Below are 21,262 nucleotides of genomic sequence, written 5' to 3'. Positions count from 1 at the left end.
AGGGTTTAACAAACTTTCAGGGAGTTCCACATGGTCATCACCAATCGCCGAATGATTTTGAGGTCCGCCGCAGCTGCCGGCCTGCTGGGCGGCATAGGCATGTCGGCCTCGCTGTTTGCGGCACCCACCATCAAGCCCGGCCCCAAGGCGGCGCTGCTGGTGGTTGATGTGCAGAACTGCTTCCTTGATGGCGGAACGCTTGCCGTCAAGGGCGGCAACGAAATCGTGCCCGTTATCAACAAACTGTCGCAGGCATTTGAAAACATCGTCATCACGCAGGACTGGCATACCGCAGGCCACGCGTCTTTTGCCAGCAGCTATCCTGGCAAAAAACCTTTCGAGACCACCAAACTTTCTTACGGCACGCAGGTGCTGTGGCCGGACCACTGCGTGCAGGGCACCGAAGACGCCGCCGTCAGCAAGGACCTCAAGCTGCCGACGGCACAGATCATCATCCGCAAGGGCTTTCACAAAGACACCGACAGCTACTCGGCCTTCGAGGAAGCCGACCACAAGACCTCTACAGGCCTGGCCGGCTACCTGAAACAGCGCGGCATCAATACGGTGTACCTCGCCGGGCTGGCCACCGACTTCTGCGTGGCCTGGACGGCGATGGATGCGCGCAAGCTGGGCTTCAAGACCTATGTGGTTGAAGACGCCACGCGCGCAATTGACCTCAACGGCTCGCTCGCTGCGGCCTGGAAGCAGATGACGGCCAGGGGCGTCAGGCGCGTACAGTCCGGCGACATCGCCTGAACCGCCCTGCTGCACGCGCATGAAAGCAGGGGTCATCACGCTCACGGTCAACCAGGCGCAAAAAAGCCTGGCGCTGGGCAGCGAGGCCTCCCTGCTTTTGGTGCTGCGCAACGACTTTGAACTCAACAGCCCCAAGTACGGCTGCGGGCTGGGCGAATGCGGCGCCTGCACGGTACTGGTCGACGGTGTGGCGGCGCGCTCCTGCGTCATACCGGCCTGCGGTGTCGAGGGCCGCGACATCACCACGCTTGAAGGTCTCGGTTCGCCGGACAGGCTTCACCCGGTGCAACAGGCCTTTATCGAAGCGCAGGCCGCGCAGTGCGGCTATTGCCTGAGCGGCATGATCATGATGACGACCGCATTGCTGTCGCACAATCCCGACCCGAGCGATGAGGACATTCGCCGCGAACTGTCCGGCAACCTCTGCCGCTGTGGCGCCCATCTTGAAATCATGAAAGCCGTGCGGCGCGTAGCCGTGCTGATGCGGCAACAATCAGCACAAGGTGTAGTCACATGACACGCCGCGCAGACCAGGCCCTGACCCGGGCAGACTTCCATGCAGCCGCCGGTTGCCTGCTGGTCACGCGCGAACCACCTGCCGCACCGCCGCCCGCCAAAGGCCAGCCGGCGCTCATCAGTGCCAATCCTGAGGAGGGTGTCGAAATCCTCATCGCCGTTTGGAATGACGGCAGCGTCACCGCCCTCAATGGCCACGTAGACCTGGGCACCGGCATACGCACCGCCCTCGCCCAGATCGTGGCTGAAGAACTCGATGTAGCCATGGACCGCATCAACATGGTTCTGGGCGACACCACCCGTGCGCCCAACCAGGGTGCGACGATTGCCAGCGCGTCGATACAGATACACGCCGTGCCCTTGCGTGCGGCGGCAGCACAGGCGCGCGCCTGGCTGGTGGCCAGAGCGGCGGCGCTGCTGCAGGTTGATGCCGCTCTGCTGGTGGTGCGCAACGGCATTGTGTCGGTCAATGGCAGCGATGCGGCTTCTGTCTCCTATGCCCTGCTGGTGGGCGCTGAACACACCGAGCTTTTACTCTCCCTCAAAACTCCCCTCAAAGCCCCCGCCGACTACCGCATCGTCGGTACCAGCACAGAACGTGTCGATATCCCGGCCAAGGCCACAGGCCAGCTGACCTTTGTGCACGACATGCGTGTGCCCGGCATGCTGCACGGCCGCGTGGTGCGCCCGCCCTATGCGGGTGCTGACCATGGCGACTTCATCGGGAACACGCTTGAGTCGGTTGATGAGTCGTCCATAGCGCACATCCCCGGCATTCGTGCCGTGGTGGTGATACGCGACTTTGTCGGCATCGTGGCAGAGCGTGAAGAACATGCCGAGCAGGCCCTGCGCGAGCTGCGTGTGCAGTGGAAGGCCTGGCCCGGTCTTGCCAATCTGGACAACCTTGAACATGCGCTGCGCACCAACCCGTCCACCCAGCGCAAGCTGGTCGATGAGGGTGACGTGGATGGCGCCATGGCCAACGCCGCGCAAGCCATGCCACGCACCTACATCTGGCCTTACCAGATGCACGCGTCGCTTGGCCCTTCATGCGCAGTTGCTGATTTTCAGGACAAAGTAACACCTCGCCTCACAGTCTGGGCCGGCAGCCAGAACCCGCATGTTTTGCGCGCCGACCTCTCGCGCCTGACCGGCCTGGCCGATATCAACATCGACGTGATCCGCATGGAAGCAGCCGGCTGTTATGGCCGTAACTGCGCAGACGACGTGGCGGCCGATGCGGCACTGCTGTCCAAAGCCGTGGGCGCGCCGGTGCGCGTGCAGCTCACGCGCGAGCAGGAAAACGCCTGGGAGCCCAAGGGCGCGGCGCAGCTGATGGACATTAACGGCGGGCTCAATGCTGATGGCTCGGTGGCCGCCTACGACTTCCAGACCTCGTACCCGTCGAACGGCGCGCCCACACTGGCGCTGCTGCTGACTCGCACGATTGAGCCGACTGCGCAGGCCTTCGAGATGGGCGACCGCACAGCCCGCCCGCCTTATGAGTACCCCAACCTGCGCGTCAGCGTGAACGACATGGCGCCCATGCTGCGCGCCTCATGGCTGCGCGGGGTGTCTGCCCTGCCCAGCTCGTTTGCACATGAGTCGTATATCGACGAGCTGGCCCATGCCGCCGGTGTGGACCCGGTGGAGTTTCGCCTGCGCTACCTCAAGGAGCCACGTGCCGCCGAACTGGTGCGCACGACAGCAGACCGCGCTGGCTGGGTCGCGCACACTGCCGCGCAGCAAAACGCCAGCCAGTCGGGCGAATCCCCCGACATCGTGCACGGCCAGGGCGTGGCCTATGCCCGCTACATGCACAGCAAGTGGCCGGGCTTTGGCGCAGCATGGGCGGCGTGGGTGGCTGATGTGGAAGTCAACCGCAAGACCGGCGAGGTCTACGTCAAGCGTGTGGTCGTCGGGCATGACGCCGGCGCGGTCATCAACCCCGCAGGCATCGAGCACCAGATTCACGGCAACGTGTTGCAGGCCACCAGCCGCACACTGGGCGAGCAGGTCACCGTCTCGCCCCAGACCAACACGGTCACCAGCCTTGAGTGGGGCAGCTACCCCATCCTGAGCTTTCGTGATGTACCGGTGGTCGAGGTCGTCAGCATGCCCAAACCCGGCGAGCCGCCGCTGGGCGCGGGGGAATCGGCATCGGTGCCCGGCACGGCGGCGATTGCCAATGCGATTTTTGACGCAACAGGCGTACGCTTTCGCCAGCCGCCCTTCACGCCAGAGGTGGTGCGTGCGGCGCTTAACCCTGAACCAACACCCGCAACGAGTCCAGCCCCAACTTCGCAACGCCTCACAAACAATGCCCTGCCCGCCACCGCCGCGTGGCCAAAACGTCTGGGCTGGTGGTCACGCACCGGCGCGCTGGCCGCTGGCGTGTTCGGCGTCGGCTGGGCACTGCTGGGCGCGCGCCCGGCCATGGCGCCCATCACGACCAGCGCTGCATCTGTCTACACCGCCGCCACGATTGAACGCGGCCGGCAACTGGCCGCAGCGGGCGAGTGCGTGGTCTGCCACACTGCGCCGGGCGGCGTGCCCAATGCCGGTGGCCGCGCGATGGACACACCCTTCGGCAAAATCATCACCACCAACCTGACGCCGGACGTCGAAACCGGCATAGGCAGCTGGTCGTTCAGCGCCTTCCAGCGCGCCATGCGTGAAGGCATCTCGCGCGACGGCCACAAGCTCTACCCCGCCTTTCCCTACACCGCGTTTGCCAAAACCACAGACGAAGACCTGACCGCCATCTATGCGTACCTGATGGCACAGCCACCCGTGCGCCACCAGCCGCCCGCCACGCAGCTCGCCTTTCCGTACAGCGCGCGGCCACTCATGGGCGCGTGGAATGCGATGTTTCACGACGCCACGCCCTACCAGCCTGAGCCCACACAAACTGTGGAGTGGAACCGCGGCGCCTACCTGGTCAACGGCCTGGGCCACTGCGGCGCCTGCCACACGCCGCGCAACGCGCTGGGTGCCGAGCAGGGCGGCAAGGCGTTTTTGAGCGGCGCGGTGATTGACGGTTGGGAAGCACCCGCCCTTACCGCCCTGTCGCGCGCGCCCGTGCCCTGGAGCGAGCAGGAGCTCTACCGCTACCTGCGCAAGGGCCATACCGAACAGCACGGCGTGGCCAGCGGCCCCATGGCGCCGGTGGTGAAAGAACTCTCGGCCCTGCCAGATACCGACATACGGGCCATGGCAACCTACCTTGCATCGTTCAACCAGCCCGTCACTGAGGCCGCCAGCCAGCAGCAGGCAAAGCAGGTCGTACTGGCTGCACAGCAATCAGCCAGCCGGCTGAATCTGCAAGGCCCCGGCCAGCGCCTGTTCAACGGTGCCTGCGCGTCCTGCCACCACGATGGCAACGGCCCCACATTGCTGGGCATCAACACGCCGCTGGCGCTCAACACCAACCTGCACAGCGACAAACCCGACAACCTGATCCGCGTGATTCTGGGCGGCATACGCGAACCGGCCCATGCCGATATAGGTTTCATGCCTGCTTTCCGCCACAGCCTGGACGACAGCCAGATCACCCTGCTCGCCAGCTACATGCGCAGCCGTTATGCGCCTGCCCAGGCGCCGTGGCGCGACCTGCAGGGCAGCGTCAAACGCCTGCGCAGCACGCCAGACACGCACTAGCTGCTGCTCGCAAGTACTGAGCTCCACTCCGAGTGCTATATTTTTTATAGCTGCTCACGTGTGTATCTATTGGTCTGTAGCCCGATTTGGCACCTGAAAATGGCCTGAAAACGGCATTTTTTGACCATTTTTTTGAGCTTTCAGCCGCCAGTCTGGCACCGCCAAAGACATAATGCATTATAAATAAAGCATTAAGCACTTATGGTGCCATTCATAATGCATTAACTGAAAAGGTGCCTGTATGGAAGAAGAACTGATCATCGAAGCCCAGCACATAGGCAGGCTGCTCACCCAGTTGCGCCTGGCGCGCAAGGTAAAACAAAGCGATGCAGCACACAACTCAGGTGTGTCGCGCAGCACCATCTACCGCTTAGAAAAAGGCGACCCCGGCGTCGCGCTGGGCCAGATCCTGCGTTACCTCAAGGCCATCGCGCCCGGCAGCACCCTGCAAGACCTGCTCAACGCCGCCGACCCTGCGCTGCAGGCACCAGCAGACAAGCGCCACCGCGTACGCAACGGCGGTGCCGCAGAACTGCCGCAGCTTTGATGCCCATCGCGCAAATCCAGTCGCTGGGTTTTGGCTACGGCAAGCACCGCATCTTCGACAAGCTGAATGCCACCATCAATCCCGGCGTCACGCTGATCCAGGGCGGCGACGGCCGCGGCAAGAGCACACTGATGCGTTTGCTGGCAGGTGAGCTGAAGCCAGACAGCGGCAGCATCGATATCGATGGCGACGCACCAAGCCAGCTGTTCTGGATAGACCCGCGCATCGAAGCCTTCGACCAGGTCGTGGCCAGCGATTTTTTCAGCCAGCAGCGCGCTCTGTACCCACGCTTTAACGATGCGATGCTCGCCAGGCTTGTCACCGGGCTGGATCTGGATTCGCACATCCACAAAAAGCTGTTCATGCTGTCCACCGGTTCAAAACGTAAGGTGTTCATAGCTGCGGCGCTCGCCTCGGGCGCGCCGGTCACGCTGCTCGACATGCCGTTCGCGGCCATCGACAAGCCTTCGAAGGATTTTTTGCTCGTGCAGTTCAGGCTGGCGGCTGGGAGCAGCGATCGGGCGCTTGTTGTTGCGGACTATGAGCCGCCTGATGGTGTACGGTTTGCAGGGGTTGTGGATTTGGGGAATTGATAATTTCCCGGGAGACAGATTAATGAAGATCCGCAACGTGACAGCAGTGACTTTGCTATTAATCGTTTCGTTATCGGTCTGGATATATTTCGGGTCGCCAACGTCAGTGAGCGAGTTCACCTTCATGAGACGGGTCGCCGCACTCAAATCCACCTATCCGAAGGCCATCGAACTTCGAGAAATGATGCCGGGCGACTGGGAAATGGTCTGCGACAGTCATGGCTACGACGGGCCGCTTTATATCAAGAAGTACAACAGGACGTACGAGCCGGCGGCGCCTCCCTCGGACGGAGCCTGGGGCCTTATTTTTATTCGAAGTGACGGAACATTTACAGAAGCCGTTGGTTCCTGTCGCTACCCCAAGGTTGAGCTCGACGTTAACGGCTGCAAGGAAGCGCGCTCTGTTCGACTCTTTTTGACGAGCCAGGTGCATGAGTCATGTCCCATCTACAGGACTCAATAAATTCAAGGATTCCGTACAAATCTTGCCCTCTGCTTCCCCACAAACCCATCAAATGCCTCCAGCAGCGGCTGAAACCTCCCAGCATCACCCTCAAGCTGCCCCAACGCAGCACAGGTCGCCTCCAGCGTAGACAGCTGATGCGGCAAACGCGCCTTGCGTATCCTGTAGTTTGACGCTGGCAAATCCTTGAGCGACAGCCGCGGCATCTTTTGCAGCGCAGGGTTGAGGTGCAGCATCTTCAGACTCTTGCGCCAGGTACCGTCCAGCACGACGAGGCACAGGCTATCGATATCAGCCGCGTCTGCCGGGGACAAAAACTCGGTTGCAGGCAAGCCAGCCTGTGGCGTGTCGGGGTAAAGCAGCACATGCCTGCCACCTTCAAACAGACTTTCATCAAACACCTCACCCGTCACCAGACGGCTGCGCGGCAAACTCATGTGCAGCAGGCGCGCCGTGCCTTTGGCGTGGTTCACCTCCAGCGGGTGCTGCAGTATCAGCACCTCGACTTCATGTTGAACCGGCCTTACCCATTGGCAGATACAGACGCTTGCCGGGCGCAGGCAAGCCTGGCAAATCGCCCGCTTCTGCGCCGTGGTGTTCACGTCACTTGCCAAAGCCTCGAGCCAGGAATGCCGCAGCGAGTGGAATGAAAGGCAGGATGTGCGCCTGAATCATCACCAGCTTGCGCGCGGCCTTGATTTGCGCCTCATCGGGCAGCTTGCCTGTGGCACGCAGTTCCTTTCGCCAGCGAATGAAGGTGATGGTGGGCTTGATGGAGAGCAGGCCAATCACGATGAAGAGCGTGACCTTCACATGCAGCAGTGGATTCGTCCAGTACCAGCCCGTGCCCTTCACGCCCCACCAGGTGCGCGCGATGCCAGTCAGCAGCACCGCAACAGCGGCGGTGCCGTAGACCAGGTCGATCTTTGCCAGCCGCTCGACCACCGCAGCATTAAGCCACTGAACGCGGCACAGCGCGGCCTCGCTGGCCAGAAAGACCACCATGGTCAAGATGGCAAGAATGTGGGCATAAGCCAGCAGTGCTTCGAGTGTCATGGGCTGTCCTTGCAGAGGTGAGGCAGGTGGAGGGTCTCCACATCAGTTGGAACTCTACTGCAAGTCCATGAAAGGTGGCCCGCGAGACAGGTCAAAATACAGGAATGAGTTCTTCACCTGACCCCAGCGACACAGACCAGCGGCTGACAGACCTTGAGATCAAGGCCAGCTTTACCGAAGACCTGCTGGAGCAGCTCGACAAGGTGGTCATACGCCAGCAGCAACAGATTGACCTGCTGCTGCGCGAAATTGCCGAACTGCGCCAGCCGGTGGCCGATGGCGGCGTGACCACCACCCGCAGCCTGCGCGACGACCTGCCGCCGCATTTCTGAAAACTGCACCCAGGTAGCGGGTGCCCCCGCGTCAGTTCTTTTTGCCGATGGCGTTATACAGTTCGGACACCATCACCTTGCGGCCATGGAGCGGCAGAATCTGGTCGACCTTGAGGTTCAGGCGCTCGATGTTCTGCACCAGGTTCACGTGCAGGTCATTGGGCCGTGCGGGTGGGGGGGCATCGGGCGCGCCGGGTGTGTAGGCATCGGCTTCAATGAGGATTTTTTCATTGGGCAGGTAGACCATCATGAAACCCTGGGCGTGTACGCTGCCTTCGATGTAATACACCTCGACCACGCGCTCGCCGTCGGTGAAGCTGCGTTTGCCGTTGACACCGGTGATCATCGCCTTTTTGCCTGACCGCTCCATCGCATCAGGCGAGATACGGTTGGGATTGGCCATCACGGTTTCAAAGAAGGGGCGGGCCATCTCGCTGGTGACGAGCGTAGCGCCCTCGGCCACGGCAGTACGCAGGCCGCCGGAATGGTCGAAATGATGGTGTGAATTGACGACGTAGCGCAGCGGCTTGCTGGCGACAAGTTTTTTGACCTCGGCCAGCATGGGCACGGCACGGCCATCAAACAGCGGGCTTTCGACCACCATGATGTGGTCCTTCATTTCAATCGCGACGCTGTTATGCGAGCCACCGGCAACGAACCACACGCCCCTTGCTGCCTGATCTGTGGTCACGCGCTCGACAGCGGCTGCGACCGGCGCAGGAATGTCGATGGGCACAGCCACATTCGTCTTGACGTCATTGACCGCAAGGTCAAGCACCGGAAAGCCGCCCATGCTCTGCGCAATGCGCATGGGGAATTTCACACCGCCGACGTCCCGGTAGTCCGAGAAATTGATCACCGATGCGGTGTCACCCATCACCGGGTTGGGCTGCAGCGATTCAATTTTTTCTACCAGCCCCGCGTCGTTGATCAGTGCAGTTGCGCTGAAGCGGCCCGCGACGCTGAACGACACGGCGGTCAGCATGCGGCCGTCTTCGTTGCGCATCGCGATGCTGGGCTTGCCGGCCAGAGCAGCCTTGATCACACCGTGTGGCGTGGTCCACAGGTCATGGATGCGGCCCGGGACAGCGATGGGGGCGGCTACCGCGTTTGTACCGGCCAGATTCCAGGCAGTTTCGCCCTTTAAAAGCCCCATGGTGCGCTGCTCGCCCGTGCCCATCAGGGGCACTGCGCCACCACCGTTAGGCTCAGCGCGGCTGCGTGCGGCGTCTTCGCGGAAAGCGCCAGCGCTGTAGTCGGCCACCCGCGAGAAACTGCTGTAGGTAATTTTGGGCCAGGCCATGCCCGGCTGGTACGCCTGGCCGAAGGTTGCGCCCGTACCTGTACCGGCAAAGGAAATGCTGCGCAGTGCCACCCCACCCATCGCCGTATTGGCGCGCATCAAGGCCACCTCGGCACTTTCTGTCGGCAGGTTTGCGCAGGATGCCAAGCCGGCCATCAAGCCCGCCAGAGTCAAAGCCCGCGTGAGCAGGCGCGAAGAAGTTGTTGTCATGGAGGTTTCCTCTTCCCGGATATGAGCGCAGATCGCGCAAAGCTATCCTAGACAAGGCGCCGCTTGTGGCGCCTAGGGAAAACACCGCCGGTTATTGCGCCCGGGAGCGGAACTTTATGCCCGCACGGATGCTGGGCAAGCATCGCGGGCTGTTTGCGCCTGTTTCGTGGTCAAGCTCAGGATGCGCCTCCTGCATCGTCAGCCACGTCCACCAGCAGTTCATCACGAGCGTGCCCTGCCCGGCGCGGGTCATGCTTTTCAAAGGCAGTGGCTATCGCCCTTTTAAGCTTGCCCACCGCGCCATTGATGGCCTGGTGAGCCGTAGCTGCATGATCCTTCACAACCACTGGCTCCTGCCCGGCAACGCGCGCTTCAAGCGTGCAATGAATTTCATCCGGCGTGGTTTTGACGTGGCTGTTGGCGTCTGACAGGTGGGCTTCAACGCGGGTAATGTGGTCGCCGAAACGATGAAGCGCCTCTTTGACAACCGTGCTCAGGTGGTCTGCCATTTCATGGCGTCCGTCTACATGGTGGTCGGTGTTGAGTAATACTTGCATATGCTGTCTCCCTAAATAAACATGAGATGGCTGGCCAGATATTCAATGCCTCTGCCACAGTAATTACAGTGTGCGCCCGAACACAAACCGTGAACGCCGGAACTCGGGGCCTGCGCCTGTAGGTATTGGCCTACAGTGCCCGATAGCCACAGGCCGATCAAAACGTGGAAGAAAATAATCAAACCTTGCGTGACAAGGAACTCACAGGCCTGCCATGACTAATTCCGGGCAACCAGCCCAAGGTCTTTTTATTGCCGGAACGGGAGCACAACTCAGCCGAATTCAAACCACCGGCCGTCCACATACTGCTCAATGCGCTGCGCGCTGTGTGACGCGCGGGCTATTTCCACCGAACGTATGGCATCAAGGCGGTTGTTGTAGCCCTCACTGCTGCGAAAGATCTCCCGGCCATTGGCCGGCACAACTTCCATCAGAAATCGCCGTCGTTGCCTTTTTACCGCTGGTATTGATCCATAGCTGGCCAGTTCAAAATAGGCTGCTTCGGGCGTCTGTCGAACGACCTTCTGAAGCTATACCGGCTTGTCAGAAGGGTTGGTTTGGAACCGGGTCGGCCGAAGGAATCGGTCAAAGTCGTTCATTCGTCGCCTTAACTCGCCTCCATCAAAAATCCCAACCACCAGGAGCACTCCACCGGTGGCAATGTCTTGTACGAAGGGATCGACGCCGAGAGCCGTCAGGCCCGACTGCAGGGCGGACAGGACAAGCACACCACCGGCGATACCTACCGGGCTTCCACGTCCACCACGCAGGGATACCCCGCCGATAATCGCAGCTGCGGCTGCGGGCACCAGGGTGTTGGACAGAGGTAGCGGCGAGGCCGCAGCAAGGCTGTAGCTAAGTAGTGCGCCACCAAGTGCGCTGCACATTCCTGCGATAGCGAAGGCAGTTATCACGACGGCGCCTACCTGGACACCCGCTACGAGCGCCGCTTTTGGATCACTTCCTGCTGCCAGCAAGTCTCGTCCCGCCCGCGTACGGGTCACTACGATGGCCGCCAGTGCAAATAGAGCCACCGCTATCAGCACGCGCAGGGATATGGGACCGAGCCAGGGGCTATCCATGAGTGCCGGAATTTCTGGCCTGAGGAGGCGAACTTCCTGATTGCCAGTTGCGACAAAAGCCAAACCAGTGGCGGTCAATAGCCCTCCAAGCGTCACTCCAATTGAGTTCAGATTCAAACGCACAATGATCAGTCCTTGGACAAGTCCGAAAGCACCACCCACTGCCAACGCTGCAACCACACCGAGCAACGGATGGGCATTGCCAACCAGCACCGCCACGCAGCCTGCCAAACCTACGACACCTGCTACAGAAAGGTCAAAGTTGCGCGCCAGAATTGTGAGCCCCAACGCCAGCGCTACCGGCCCCAGCGTCGCAAAGTGCTGAAGCACGCTGTAAACAGTTGCCGTACTGAGGACTTTTGTTCCTCCAATCAGTGAGAACACAGCTACTGTCAGCACGAGAATGAGATATGGCCGGACCGTGCGGTTATTCCAGAGACGAAGCATCATGATGTCCTTTTCCACTGAAGAACAATAACAAGCAGCACAACGACGCCTAAAGCCAGATGCTGATACTGAGCATTGAATCCACGCAGAACAAGAACGGCCTGAAGGATGGCGATCAGCAGAGTTCCGAAAACCGTCTGCACAACCGAGCCCCGTCCTCCATGGATAACGGTGCCCCCCACCAATACAGCGCTAATGGCCCCATATTCGAATCCTGCGCCGTGCTGCAGGTCTCCCGACCCGTATCGCGAGGCGATCAGCACTGCAGATACAGATGTGAAGATCCCCGCAATGCAATAAGCCCAGGTCGTATAGCGCCAAGGTTCAGTTCCAGACGCCAGCAATGCGGACGGATTTGAACCCGACAGCATGATCGTTCTGCCAACACGGGTAAAACTCAAAATGAGTTGGCCTAATGCGGCACAAATAAGGAAGGCAATTAGAGGGCCCGGCACCATGCCAAAGTTGAGCTTGAAGATTGCCGCGCTGCTGTCGTTGATGTAGAGTCCGCGACCACCTGTAATCACACTCATGATGCCGATGATCAGCGAAAGCGCAGCCATACTGACGATGATGGGATTAGCTCTCAGGTAACCAATAATCCATCCTTGCACGCCGTTGAGCACCGCACCAAACAGCAACGTCAACGCGAATGCGGTCCAAGTGCCCATGGGTAGGGTTGCCACAAAGACCACCGTGGATGCAGCCAGGCTTGCGCCCAGGCTGAAAGACATGATATTTCCACTCAGGGTAATAAACGTCATGCCAACAGCCACACATCCCACAAACGACATCGCCGACAAAAGGGAACGGATGCTGGCCTGCGACAAAAACCCCGGCGTTGAAAGCGCAAAAGCCAGCAGCGCCAGCATGATGACTATTCGTACATAGTCTGCTACCCGGAGCCTGCCAAATACGCCAAGCCCTCCTGCCCCATTGTTGGTGGCAACTGGAATTGAATACGTCATCATGACTCCGGATGGGTAACATCAGCGATGATTTGCGGCATGGTTGCCTCCTTCGCTGGATAACTGCCAACAATAGAACCCCGGTACATGGTCACGACCACATCGGCCAGTCCAAGCACTTCGCTGAAATCCGTGGACGCCACCAGGATGCCGTAGCCTCGGTCACACAAATCGCGCATGAGTTTGTAGATTTCCGCTCTGGCTCCAACATCGATGCCTCGCGTAGGCTCGATCATTACCACCACACGTGTACCGTCATCATTGACATACCGCCCGAATGCGATCTTCTGCTGATTTCCACCGCTAAGTTCACTTGCCCGTGATCCCAGGCGAGTCTTGTCCAAAGTGACTGACTCAGCGAGCTTTGCCGCCTCATCCCGTAAAGCCGGTCGGTTCACCATGCCAAGCCTGCTGCGCCGGGATAATCGCGTAGCGATCAGATTATTGGCAACGGTCTGCCCCACAAATATCCCCTCACCAGCCCGATCGCCTGATACGAAACGAACTCCTGCACTGAACGCTCGTTCTGGCTTTCCCAGCATCAGCGGTTTGCCACCTACGCGAACCTCACCGGCTGCATTGCTTGTCAAGCCGCAAACTGCCCGCACGACACCTTCCGCACCAGAACCCACCTGTCCGGTAAGGCAAACGATTTGTCCAGCCGGCACGCTCAAGTCAATCGGTCCGGCAACATCGGGAATTTGCAGACCTCGCAATGCGAGTGCCACATCACCTTCAGACGTCGCGGGACGAGAGGGATACATTTCCCCAAGCGAGCGACCCAGCATGAGCTCAATAAGCGACTTCCGGTCAAGGTCAGCAACGTTGCGGTCGGCCACAACCTCTCCATTGCGCATCACAGTTGCGGTGTCGCACAGCTCAAAAACCTCAGATAACCGGTGGGTGATGTAAACCAGTGATTTCCCTGCGGCCTTCACCGCCCGCAATGCAGTCAAGACTCGACCAATCTCCTGATCTGACAGGGTAGCGGTCGGTTCATCGAGAATCAACACGCGTGTGTTTCTGGCCAACATGCGTACGATCTCGACGATCTGACGCTCGCCTGTGCTGAGTTGTGAAACCGGAGTATCCAAACCGATGCTGTCGGCACCGAGCTGAGCCAGCGCTTGCGCAGCACGCGCTCTCAAATCCTGACGGCGGTGAAAAAAGGGAACTCCGATAGTTCCCAACCAAATGTTGTCCAGGACGCTTAGATCAGGGCAAACGCTCAGTTCCTGCGATACCAGGTTGATGCCGCTTGCTTGAGCCTGTCGCGGACCGCTAAACAACCGCCCCCCCCCGTCGATGCGGATGACTCCAGAGTCCGGAACAACGATTCCCGTCAATACCTTCACAAGTGTGCTTTTGCCGGCACCGTTTTCACCGCAAACCGCCCGAATCTCACCAGCGCGCAGTTCAACCGAAACGTCCTTGAGCGCATGTACGCCACCAAAACGTTTGGAAATATGCTCGATGCTGACAACTGTCCCGGAAGTCGGCGGTACACCGGATGAACTTTGGCTATTTTCTAGAGGCACGATGCAAACCCCTGCCAAATGGAAGTTTCCGTCTTACTCAGTAGGAACATGCACTCCTCACTTGTGCAATATTGGCCTGAGTAATGATGCGGTGCTGCTCAAGATAGTTCTTGTTGACTGCCTTTCCAGCAAGTACTTCCTGAAATACGCGTGCCGCAAGGGTCGCAGAAACTTTGGGAAGCATTTCGACAGTTGCAGCCATGTCCCCGGCAGCAAGGTTTTGCATACCGACCGCCTGGCAATTGCCGCCCACAACGATGATCCCTTTATCTTTGGAGCCGACCTTGTATCCCGCAGCCCCGGCCGCCTGAATGGCTGCATTGGCGAGACGGTCATTCATCCCATAAAGCCCATCGATTCCACCAGAAGCCGCAAAACGGGCCAGCACCTGTCCGGCAGCCTGCTCTGCCGCCACCGGATTCCATCGCACATCTTCCACGGCAACGATTGTTGCTTCGGGAGCAAGACGCTTGAGTGAGGCCTTGAAGCCATCCAGACGCATTGGAGCAATTGCGTCTGCCAAAGATCCGGTCACCGCAGCGATGCGGCCCTTGGGCTTGCCTGCTGCCTTGAGCGCATTTGCCATTGCCTCGCCGGCCAATTCCCCAAGGCGACGTGAATCTTCACCAACATAGGAAACAATCAGTGGTGAAGCTGATTCGGGCATCTGCGATATCACAGCCAGTACCGGTATGCCTGCAGCTTTGGCACGTGTCAGCGAAGGAATGATCGCGTTCAAACTGAGCGCCTGGACGACCAACCCGTCAAATTTCTGCGATACAGCATCGTCGATCTGACGAGCTTGAAGCGCAGCATCAAAAGGGCTGGAAAAAATGCTGGCATCAATGCCCCTTGCGGCACTTTCGGCTTTGAAAGTTGCCGACCAGGTACCAACGAAGGCATCCTGGGTTGGCGCCAGCATCACCGCGACTCTCTTTGTCGGTGGCTTCTGGGCAAGCGCCGGCGTAGCGACCAACATGACTAGGCCGAGAGTGCAAATCACGTGATTGAAGGTTTCTTTTATGTTCATCTTTGTCTCCGTTTTTAAATTGAGGCCGTGTGAACGGCCATTGGTCAAGCAGGCAATGCTGCAAAGGTTTGCGATATCTGCTTGATCTCAAGAAAATCATCCATCGCACCTGGTCCTCCAAGACGCCCCAGGCCGCTCAACTTATATCCTCCCTCCTCTATCTCCACTGCCAGGTTCGCCCAGCTATTGATAGATACCAGGCCGGCATCCAAACGGCGAGCTACGCGCATCGGCCTGTCAGCGTCCCTGCTCCAGACACATGCGCTCAAGCCGTATGTGGTCGCATTGGCCAAGGCAATGGCCTCTTCCTCCGTGTCAAAAACCTGCAGGGTCTGGACTGGGCCAAAAATTTCTTCCTGGACGATCCTGAGATCTGATGAATCGACCTTCAGCAACGTGGGGTGATAGAAGGCGCCACCCGCCAGCTCAGGCAAGGTTGACGACCCACCTCTCACAATGGGAACGGCCCCGGCCTTGATCGCCTCCTCAACCATTGCATCTACCCGCTCGACGGACCCCAGGTCAATCAGTGGACCCATATCAGATTCAGGATTAGCCGATGGTCCAGGACGAACGCCTCGCAGACGTGAAGCGAGCTCCGCTTCAAGGCGTGGCGCCAGTGAACGTTGCACGAGTACTCGACTGCCGGTCATGCAAAACTGACCAGCAAAGACCGTGGCCGATTTCTCCAGTACAGGAAGTAATGCATTGAGGTCAGCATCGTCAAACACCACATGAGGTGTCTTACCCCCAAGCTCCAAGCCGACTCGCTTTAAATGCATGGCCGCAGCTTGCGCAATCCGCTGGCCCGTCCCAGTACTGCCGGTGAAATGCACCACTGGAACCTTGGGAGACTCCACCATCAACTTCGCACCATCTGCTCCAGACTCAATAAAAATATTTACTGCGCCACGTGGAATTTCATGAACACTCGCAATAATTTCGCTCGCCAATGCTGCCGTCTGAGCAGCTTGCGCGGGCATTTTTACCGCTGCAGTACACCCAGCTGCAAGCGCAGGCGCCAATGCCCGGATCATCAAATACGCCGGCGAGTTCCAGGGAACGATCAGGCCAGCCACACCCGCTGCCTGGCGCAGGGACAAGGACTGTGTTCCTGGCTTCACATCCATTACGCGCCCAAAGTTCTGCGTCGCCAGCCCCGCAGAAAACCGGAGGCAGCGCACGATGTGGCTGGCCTCGTAGGTGGCCTCACGCCGCATCTTGCCGTTTTCAAGGCACACGGAGTCAATGATCTCGCCCAGCCGCGCAGCATATGCATCAGCCAGATGGCTCAATGCCGCAGCGCGCACCATTGGGTCCCATCGCCAGCCCGATGTTTGAAATGTATCCGCTGCGCAATCGACAGCCTGGGCAGCTACTTCAGCCCCAGCATCGCAATAAGTCCCAATTGATTTGCCATTCGCTGGATTGACACTTTCACGAACCGCGCCTCCAGCAGTGAACTGCCCGCCAATCCAGTGTTTTGCTAGCTTCGTCATGACCCAACCACTCAAGCTGCAACAGCTACGTCGGACAGCAGGGTTACAGCCGTCCCACCTGCTATGGCGCCGCGCTGCTGGTCGGTCAGGCCCTTCGCTTCATCCAGAAAATCGATGGGGTCCCAAGCTGCTACCGGATAGTCACCGCCCAGCACAATCCTGTCCGCACCAACGCGCTCAACAAGCATTTCAAGAGTCTGCGGGTCGTAGACGCAGCTGTCGTAGTAGAAGTCCCGCAGATATTCGCTTGGCTTCTTTGACAGATTCTTGGTTGTCCAAGGCTTATCCGTGACATTGCGATCAAGCCTGCCCATGTAGTAAGGCATATAGCCACCGCCGTGAGCCATCACGATCTTTACGCCGCGATGGCGATCCATGACGCCCTCATAGATCAAAGTGGACATGCAACGCACTTCCTCGATGGACTGACCGATCGAGTTCCACATGGCATATTCCTGATACCAGGTGTCACGGATGCCATCCGGATGGATGAAGGCAACAACGTTGTTTTCCCGGATTGCGCCCCACAGCTCGTCAAAGCGCGCGTGTCCAAGGTAGTCACCACGGTATTGGCTGGTTAGATTTACGATCTTGAGCCCCATGGATATTGATCGCTCCAGTTCCCGGATGGCCAGTTTGGTGTCCCCCAGTGGTACGCCAAAACTGCCAATGAAACGGTCCGGGAAACGGTCTACCCAATCTGCCGCCTGATCATTCACCAGACGGGCAAGGTAAAGCTCTTCTTCCGGCTCAGCCCAAGTGCGTCCCTGGATAACATCGCATGACGAGATAACGTACTTATCGATACCGCGCTCCTCCATATCTTCGATCTGGAGCTCAGGCTCGAACATCTTTTTGAAGTTCTCGCTGTCTTTTGGCATAGGCAGCTTGCCAAAGCATGTAAACACACTATGGGCACCCGAGCGCTCTAGTACCTCGGCGTTGAGAAAATGGGTGTGAAAGTCAATGCAGTGGGGGCACCACTGGCGGTACCGCTTGGCAACCTGTTCGGACATGAGTCGTTGTCTCCTTTGGTCCGCAACTGTAGGGAAGCAATGGAAATTGCATAACCCTTGTCACTCCCAGAAAGGTTGCACTCCGTCTCTTTGTATGCGCTTATTAGGGATTACGAGTAGCGCGCAGGGGGGTCAAGAATCGGCCGCATACATGATCAGCAATCCGTGACAGAAGCAGGAAAATTTAAATTTAGACGGGCAAGAGCTGATGCCCTGAGGTCTGGAGCGCAAAGCGCGGTCTCAGCCGCAGTGCCCGGCGAGACTCAGCCATTTAATGCAGGGCCAAAAGCAATGCCCTAGCCAACTTCAGAAGAGCCTAGGCACGTGGTCGATTGATTACGGAATCAGCTAACCAGAACCGCCTCGGGCGGACTTTCCGGTTCTTCCGATTTAAGCCATTGCCGCGATCAAACCTCTTGGCGAGGATCGAGAAATAAATCGTTCAGCGCGGGTATCTCTGCGAGGTGGGGCGCCGAACATTCGCGCATATTCACGACTGAACTGAGACACGCTTTCATAACCCACTTCATAAGCGACATAGTTTGCTGCACGCCCCTCGTTCAGCATGAGGCGGCGCGCCTCCATCAAGCGAAGCTGCTTTTGAAACTGAATGGGCGTAAGCGAGGTTATGGTCTTGAATCGCCGATGAAATACAGAGGTGCTCATTCGGGCTGCCTCGGCCAGCTCATCCACAAGAATGGTCTGTTGAAACCGGTCGCGAAGCATCTGTATTGCCACAGCAACTCGTTGCGCATTGCTATCGGGCAGTGCCAAACCGCGTAGCCCGCTGCCGTGGCGCCCTGAAAGGAGCCAGTAGTGGAGCTCTCTGAAGATGCCGGATCGGAGAACTGGAATTGAATCTGGTTGATCCAGTAGACGCATCATCCGGAGTCCGCAATCAAGCGTTGCGACGTCACTGTCACCAACAAAAACGGTCCGTGATGTATTGGCGCTCTCCCCACCTCCATCCGGCAGCTCCGTCATGAGTTCACGCATCACAGCGAAGTCCAGATCCAAAGCCAAGGCCAGGTAGGGCTGATCCGCGGTTGCCTGCACAACTGTTCCAGTAACTGGAGCATCAACACCCACAATAACGGACTCACCCGCAAAAACGGTGCGCACCGCTTTACCAATGTGCAATTGTTTGGTCCCTTGCAATACCAAACAAACCAGAGGTGTGTACAACGACCGGATCGGCTCACTTGGACGGCGCGCGCACATCATCCTCACCCCAGGGATCGATGTGGTCGCCAAACCACTCGCATCTGCGTAGCAGTTTGCATAGCGAACGATTGCTTCTTTCAAGGCTTCCATGCCATACCTCGCTTTCGAAAATTCAGTTTATCGCCGTATTTGTTGAATCGAATGTTTTCCCCTGTTACTAACGTTGATGTTGTGTAGTTGCGCAGTTGACCTTCGGCAGGATTAGGCAAATTTTCAGCTGTTTCCAGCAATGTCCGAGGTGCATTTTTCAATACATTTTTATCAGGGCACGCCGTCACAAAGACTGGCAATCCCGAATTTATGGCGAGGTAAAACATCATCGAAAACGAAGATGAATGCTAAACAACCAAAAGGAATATCGACATGACAAACGAAGACAAAAACAATGGCTCGCAATCCGAGTCACTATCACGGCGGAACATGCTGACCGCTGCAGCAGTAGCGAGCGCTGCTGGGGCTATGGCTTTTCAAGCCAACGCACAAACGGCTGGAGCGGCGCCGGCAGCAGCACGGCAAGGCGACCGCAAGGTCGCTGTCGTTACGGGCTCCTCGCGCGGCATCGGCGCGGCCATTGCCAAGCGTCTTGCATGTGACGGCTACAAAGTGACTGTCAACTGCGTTGTGAACAGGGACCTTGCCGCTGCTGTGGTGCGAGATATCAAGGCAGCTGGGGGCGACGCGATCTGGGAGCAGGCCGACGTCAGTGATCCTGCCGCAGTACGACGCCTTTTTGACGCCAACGACAAGGCGTTTGGCGGTGTCGATGTGGTCGTCAGCAATGCCGGCATCATGCGACTTGCACCCTTCCGCGATATGACCGACCAGGATTTTGGCCGCATGGTGGACGTCAACATGAAAGGCGGGTTTTACGTGATGCGCGAAGGCGCAAGGCGCGTACGCAATGGCGGACGGATCATCGGTCTGTCCTCCAGCATTACGCAATTGCGCTCTCCGACGTATGGTCCGTATGCGGCTACCAAAATTGCGCACGAAATCTACGCCAACATCTTGGCCAAAGAACTCGAAGGCAAGCAGATCTCTGTCAACGCCATGGCACCAGGATTGGTCAACACCACCCTGTTCACGGATGGAAAAACAGAAGCCCAGATCGCAGGCTTCGTTCAGCGCACCCCCCACAAGCGTTTGGGCGAACCATCGGACATTGCCGACGTGGTTTCCGTCCTGTGTGGAAAAGACGGTGGCTGGGTGAATGGCCAGACGATCTTTGCAAACGGCGGAGTCGTTTAAGAGACGATAGTGGGAACCGTCCAGCCCCTGATGCGGAGACCATGACAGCTTGTCATAAGGTACTCCGGGGCTGGTCGGTTCGGCTGTACCGGCCTTGAACATTCAATTGAAGCGCACTATTTTTCGGTGAAGTTCAGACTACAAAATCAAAACGGCTCACACGTGCGCCCTCTCCAACGATCTTTAAAACGAGGCGGGGATCAAACAGCTGATCGCTTGCATTACGAACGTATTGGGGGAAGTAAAGTTGGGTGGTCAACACCCGCCCTTGGGCTGCACCCGGAAGTGATAGTGAGCCGTGCGAAATGCATAGTGCTGAGTAACAATCGTGGCGAAGGCCCAGCGCCCATTTGCATCAGAGAACTGATATCCGCGAAATTTATAGCCGGCATTGTCATACTCTCCGCTGCTATCCGCATGCCATATCTCTACCAATGCGCCTGACACGGGCCTGCATCTGGTATCAAGCACGAACCCTTCTAGTGTCATCCTCCGGGCCTGCGAAGCATCGACATAAAGATCACGACGCAGGGGTGATGACGGGCGATAGTACGGTCCAGCGGTTTGCTCAATTGTCTTGTCATGGACGCTGGAGCACTCCGGCGTATGGTTCAAGGTTGCAACCTCGCCTTCAGAGATCGCAGGAAGCAGACCGATTACGGGTAAACCACATGTACCCAGAGAAATCAAGGTAGCTCTACGCTCAGGGTCAAAGAATCTTTTGGCAGACATGGGCATCTCGAAATCTCAGGTGTGAAGCACTAAATGGCGTATGCAATCCAGCGTCCAGCGAATATGGTCCCTATCCACGTGAAAGCCGATACTCCCGCACACACCCGCAGAGCCAAGGGCGGAAATACAGCGTGGCTTCGACGAAGAATAGAGTGAAAAATGAACACGGTAACCAAAGCGATTCCAATCAGAGCCAGCTTCAACTGGAACGCTTCATTCTGCATGTAAGTGGACGCACGAACGGAGAAAAGCAAAGCCCCGGTGAGGATGGCTAATACCAGGCCAATAGCGGCTACCGGACTTAGATGTGCGACAAGTTCACGCCAGTTCCTTGTCTTTCGAATGCCAAGGATGCAGGCGTCAAGCGTGAGGATGGCACCAGCCAAAACGCCCAAACTCAAAATATGCAATGCGTTCAGTATTGGATAGAACATGGTGGACTTCCGGAGTTCCACAATCGGCCCCCAGCTTTCTATCGCGAGCAG

Annotated in this window: 23 protein-coding genes; 8 read left to right on the top strand and 15 right to left on the bottom strand. The window is 58.3% G+C overall.

From position 1 onward, the window contains the following. Positions 1 to 30: 30 nt before the first annotated feature. The 6 genes from pncA (at position 31) to HYX42_RS10000 (ending at position 6,535) form a co-directional block, all read left to right on the top strand. Positions 31 to 756 carry a bifunctional nicotinamidase/pyrazinamidase gene (pncA, locus tag HYX42_RS10025; protein ID WP_293402391.1) on the top strand — a complete coding sequence of 242 codons (726 nt, stop codon included), beginning with the start codon at positions 31 to 33 and terminating at the stop codon, positions 754 to 756. A 19-nt stretch (positions 757 to 775) separates the two neighbouring features. After that, complete coding sequence (locus tag HYX42_RS10020) at positions 776 to 1,273, top strand: (2Fe-2S)-binding protein (RefSeq protein ID WP_293402389.1); 498 nt, start codon at positions 776 to 778, stop codon at positions 1,271 to 1,273. Continuing rightward, the gene (locus HYX42_RS10015) at positions 1,270 to 4,932 is read left to right on the top strand and encodes a molybdopterin cofactor-binding domain-containing protein (RefSeq protein WP_293402387.1); all 3,663 of its coding nucleotides are present in this window, start codon (positions 1,270 to 1,272) and stop codon (positions 4,930 to 4,932) included. The genes HYX42_RS10020 and HYX42_RS10015 overlap by 4 nt, the downstream gene beginning before the upstream one ends. 241 nt (positions 4,933 to 5,173) lie before the next feature. Continuing rightward, positions 5,174 to 5,479: a helix-turn-helix transcriptional regulator gene (locus HYX42_RS10010; RefSeq protein ID WP_293402385.1), complete on the top strand. Its 306-nt coding sequence runs from the start codon at positions 5,174 to 5,176 to the stop codon at positions 5,477 to 5,479. Then, positions 5,479 to 6,072, top strand: a complete 594-nt coding sequence (locus tag HYX42_RS10005) for an ATP-binding cassette domain-containing protein (RefSeq protein WP_293402383.1) — start codon at positions 5,479 to 5,481, stop codon at positions 6,070 to 6,072. The genes HYX42_RS10010 and HYX42_RS10005 overlap by 1 nt, the downstream gene beginning before the upstream one ends. Before the next feature lie 22 nt (positions 6,073 to 6,094). Further along, positions 6,095 to 6,535: a hypothetical protein gene (locus HYX42_RS10000; protein ID WP_293402381.1), complete on the top strand. Its 441-nt coding sequence runs from the start codon at positions 6,095 to 6,097 to the stop codon at positions 6,533 to 6,535. A gap of 2 nt (positions 6,536 to 6,537) precedes the next feature. Here HYX42_RS10000 and HYX42_RS09995 read toward each other — a convergent pair whose 3' ends face one another. Then, positions 6,538 to 7,137 (bottom strand): tRNA-uridine aminocarboxypropyltransferase, encoded by a 600-nt coding sequence (locus HYX42_RS09995; RefSeq protein ID WP_293402379.1) that lies wholly within the window; start codon positions 7,135 to 7,137, stop codon positions 6,538 to 6,540. 1 nt (position 7,138) lies between these two features. After that, on the bottom strand, positions 7,139 to 7,591 hold the full coding sequence (locus HYX42_RS09990) for a DUF2214 family protein (protein ID WP_293402377.1): 453 nt from the start codon (positions 7,589 to 7,591) through the stop codon (positions 7,139 to 7,141). 104 nt (positions 7,592 to 7,695) lie between these two features. Here HYX42_RS09990 and HYX42_RS09985 point away from each other — a divergent pair, with 104 nt between their 5' ends. After that, the gene (locus HYX42_RS09985; protein WP_293402375.1) at positions 7,696 to 7,923 is read left to right on the top strand and encodes a SlyX family protein; all 228 of its coding nucleotides are present in this window, start codon (positions 7,696 to 7,698) and stop codon (positions 7,921 to 7,923) included. A gap of 31 nt (positions 7,924 to 7,954) precedes the next feature. On the opposite strand, the gene HYX42_RS09980 is transcribed toward HYX42_RS09985, so the two are convergent. The 11 genes from HYX42_RS09980 to HYX42_RS09930 all read right to left on the bottom strand — a co-directional run bounded on the left by HYX42_RS09980 (position 7,955) and on the right by HYX42_RS09930 (position 19,117). After that, positions 7,955 to 9,436, bottom strand: coding sequence for an MBL fold metallo-hydrolase (locus HYX42_RS09980; RefSeq protein WP_293402373.1), 1,482 nt, complete (start codon positions 9,434 to 9,436; stop codon positions 7,955 to 7,957). A 176-nt stretch (positions 9,437 to 9,612) separates the two neighbouring features. Continuing rightward, entirely contained in the window at positions 9,613 to 9,993 is a 381-nt protein-coding gene (locus HYX42_RS09975; RefSeq protein WP_293402371.1) for an HPF/RaiA family ribosome-associated protein, read from the bottom strand. Between the two features lie 272 nt (positions 9,994 to 10,265). Further along, a complete protein-coding gene (locus HYX42_RS09970; protein ID WP_293402369.1) occupies positions 10,266 to 10,424 on the bottom strand; it encodes a hypothetical protein in 159 nt (52 codons plus the stop codon). 99 nt (positions 10,425 to 10,523) lie between these two features. Then, positions 10,524 to 11,525, bottom strand: coding sequence for an ABC transporter permease (locus HYX42_RS09965; RefSeq protein ID WP_293402367.1), 1,002 nt, complete (start codon positions 11,523 to 11,525; stop codon positions 10,524 to 10,526). Continuing rightward, complete coding sequence (locus HYX42_RS09960) at positions 11,522 to 12,490, bottom strand: ABC transporter permease (protein ID WP_293402365.1); 969 nt, start codon at positions 12,488 to 12,490, stop codon at positions 11,522 to 11,524. The genes HYX42_RS09965 and HYX42_RS09960 overlap by 4 nt, the downstream gene beginning before the upstream one ends. Next, positions 12,490 to 14,028: a sugar ABC transporter ATP-binding protein gene (locus HYX42_RS09955; protein WP_293402363.1), complete on the bottom strand. Its 1,539-nt coding sequence runs from the start codon at positions 14,026 to 14,028 to the stop codon at positions 12,490 to 12,492. Before HYX42_RS09955 ends, HYX42_RS09960 begins: the two co-directional genes overlap by 1 nt. 37 nt (positions 14,029 to 14,065) lie before the next feature. Continuing rightward, the gene (locus tag HYX42_RS09950; protein WP_293402361.1) at positions 14,066 to 15,058 is read right to left on the bottom strand and encodes a sugar ABC transporter substrate-binding protein; all 993 of its coding nucleotides are present in this window, start codon (positions 15,056 to 15,058) and stop codon (positions 14,066 to 14,068) included. A 44-nt stretch (positions 15,059 to 15,102) separates the two neighbouring features. Beyond that, the gene (locus tag HYX42_RS09945; protein ID WP_293402358.1) at positions 15,103 to 16,557 is read right to left on the bottom strand and encodes an aldehyde dehydrogenase family protein; all 1,455 of its coding nucleotides are present in this window, start codon (positions 16,555 to 16,557) and stop codon (positions 15,103 to 15,105) included. Between the two features lie 11 nt (positions 16,558 to 16,568). After that, positions 16,569 to 17,573, bottom strand: coding sequence for an amidohydrolase family protein (locus HYX42_RS09940; RefSeq protein ID WP_293402356.1), 1,005 nt, complete (start codon positions 17,571 to 17,573; stop codon positions 16,569 to 16,571). Between the two features lie 390 nt (positions 17,574 to 17,963). After that, complete coding sequence (locus HYX42_RS09935) at positions 17,964 to 18,887, bottom strand: AraC family transcriptional regulator (RefSeq protein WP_293402354.1); 924 nt, start codon at positions 18,885 to 18,887, stop codon at positions 17,964 to 17,966. Then, positions 18,875 to 19,117, bottom strand: a complete 243-nt coding sequence (locus tag HYX42_RS09930) for a hypothetical protein (protein WP_293402352.1) — start codon at positions 19,115 to 19,117, stop codon at positions 18,875 to 18,877. Before HYX42_RS09930 ends, HYX42_RS09935 begins: the two co-directional genes overlap by 13 nt. A 139-nt stretch (positions 19,118 to 19,256) precedes the next feature. On the opposite strand from HYX42_RS09930, the gene HYX42_RS09925 reads away from it, so the two are divergent. Beyond that, on the top strand, positions 19,257 to 20,045 hold the full coding sequence (locus HYX42_RS09925; protein ID WP_293402475.1) for an SDR family oxidoreductase: 789 nt from the start codon (positions 19,257 to 19,259) through the stop codon (positions 20,043 to 20,045). 255 nt (positions 20,046 to 20,300) lie between these two features. Here the strand turns inward: HYX42_RS09925 and HYX42_RS09920 are convergent, their stop codons facing one another. Both HYX42_RS09920 and HYX42_RS09915 read right to left on the bottom strand, forming a co-directional pair. Continuing rightward, positions 20,301 to 20,777, bottom strand: coding sequence for a hypothetical protein (locus HYX42_RS09920; protein ID WP_293402350.1), 477 nt, complete (start codon positions 20,775 to 20,777; stop codon positions 20,301 to 20,303). Between the two features lie 29 nt (positions 20,778 to 20,806). Next, positions 20,807 to 21,211 (bottom strand): DUF6644 family protein, encoded by a 405-nt coding sequence (locus HYX42_RS09915; RefSeq protein WP_293402348.1) that lies wholly within the window; start codon positions 21,209 to 21,211, stop codon positions 20,807 to 20,809. Positions 21,212 to 21,262: the final 51 nt, after the last annotated feature.

This window comes from Polaromonas sp., assembly GCF_016185115.1.
In the GTDB taxonomy this organism is placed as follows: Bacteria; Pseudomonadota; Gammaproteobacteria; order Burkholderiales; family Burkholderiaceae_C; genus Polaromonas.
The sequence above is the reverse complement of the archived record's forward strand: the minus strand, read 5'-3'. Positions and strand labels throughout refer to the sequence as shown.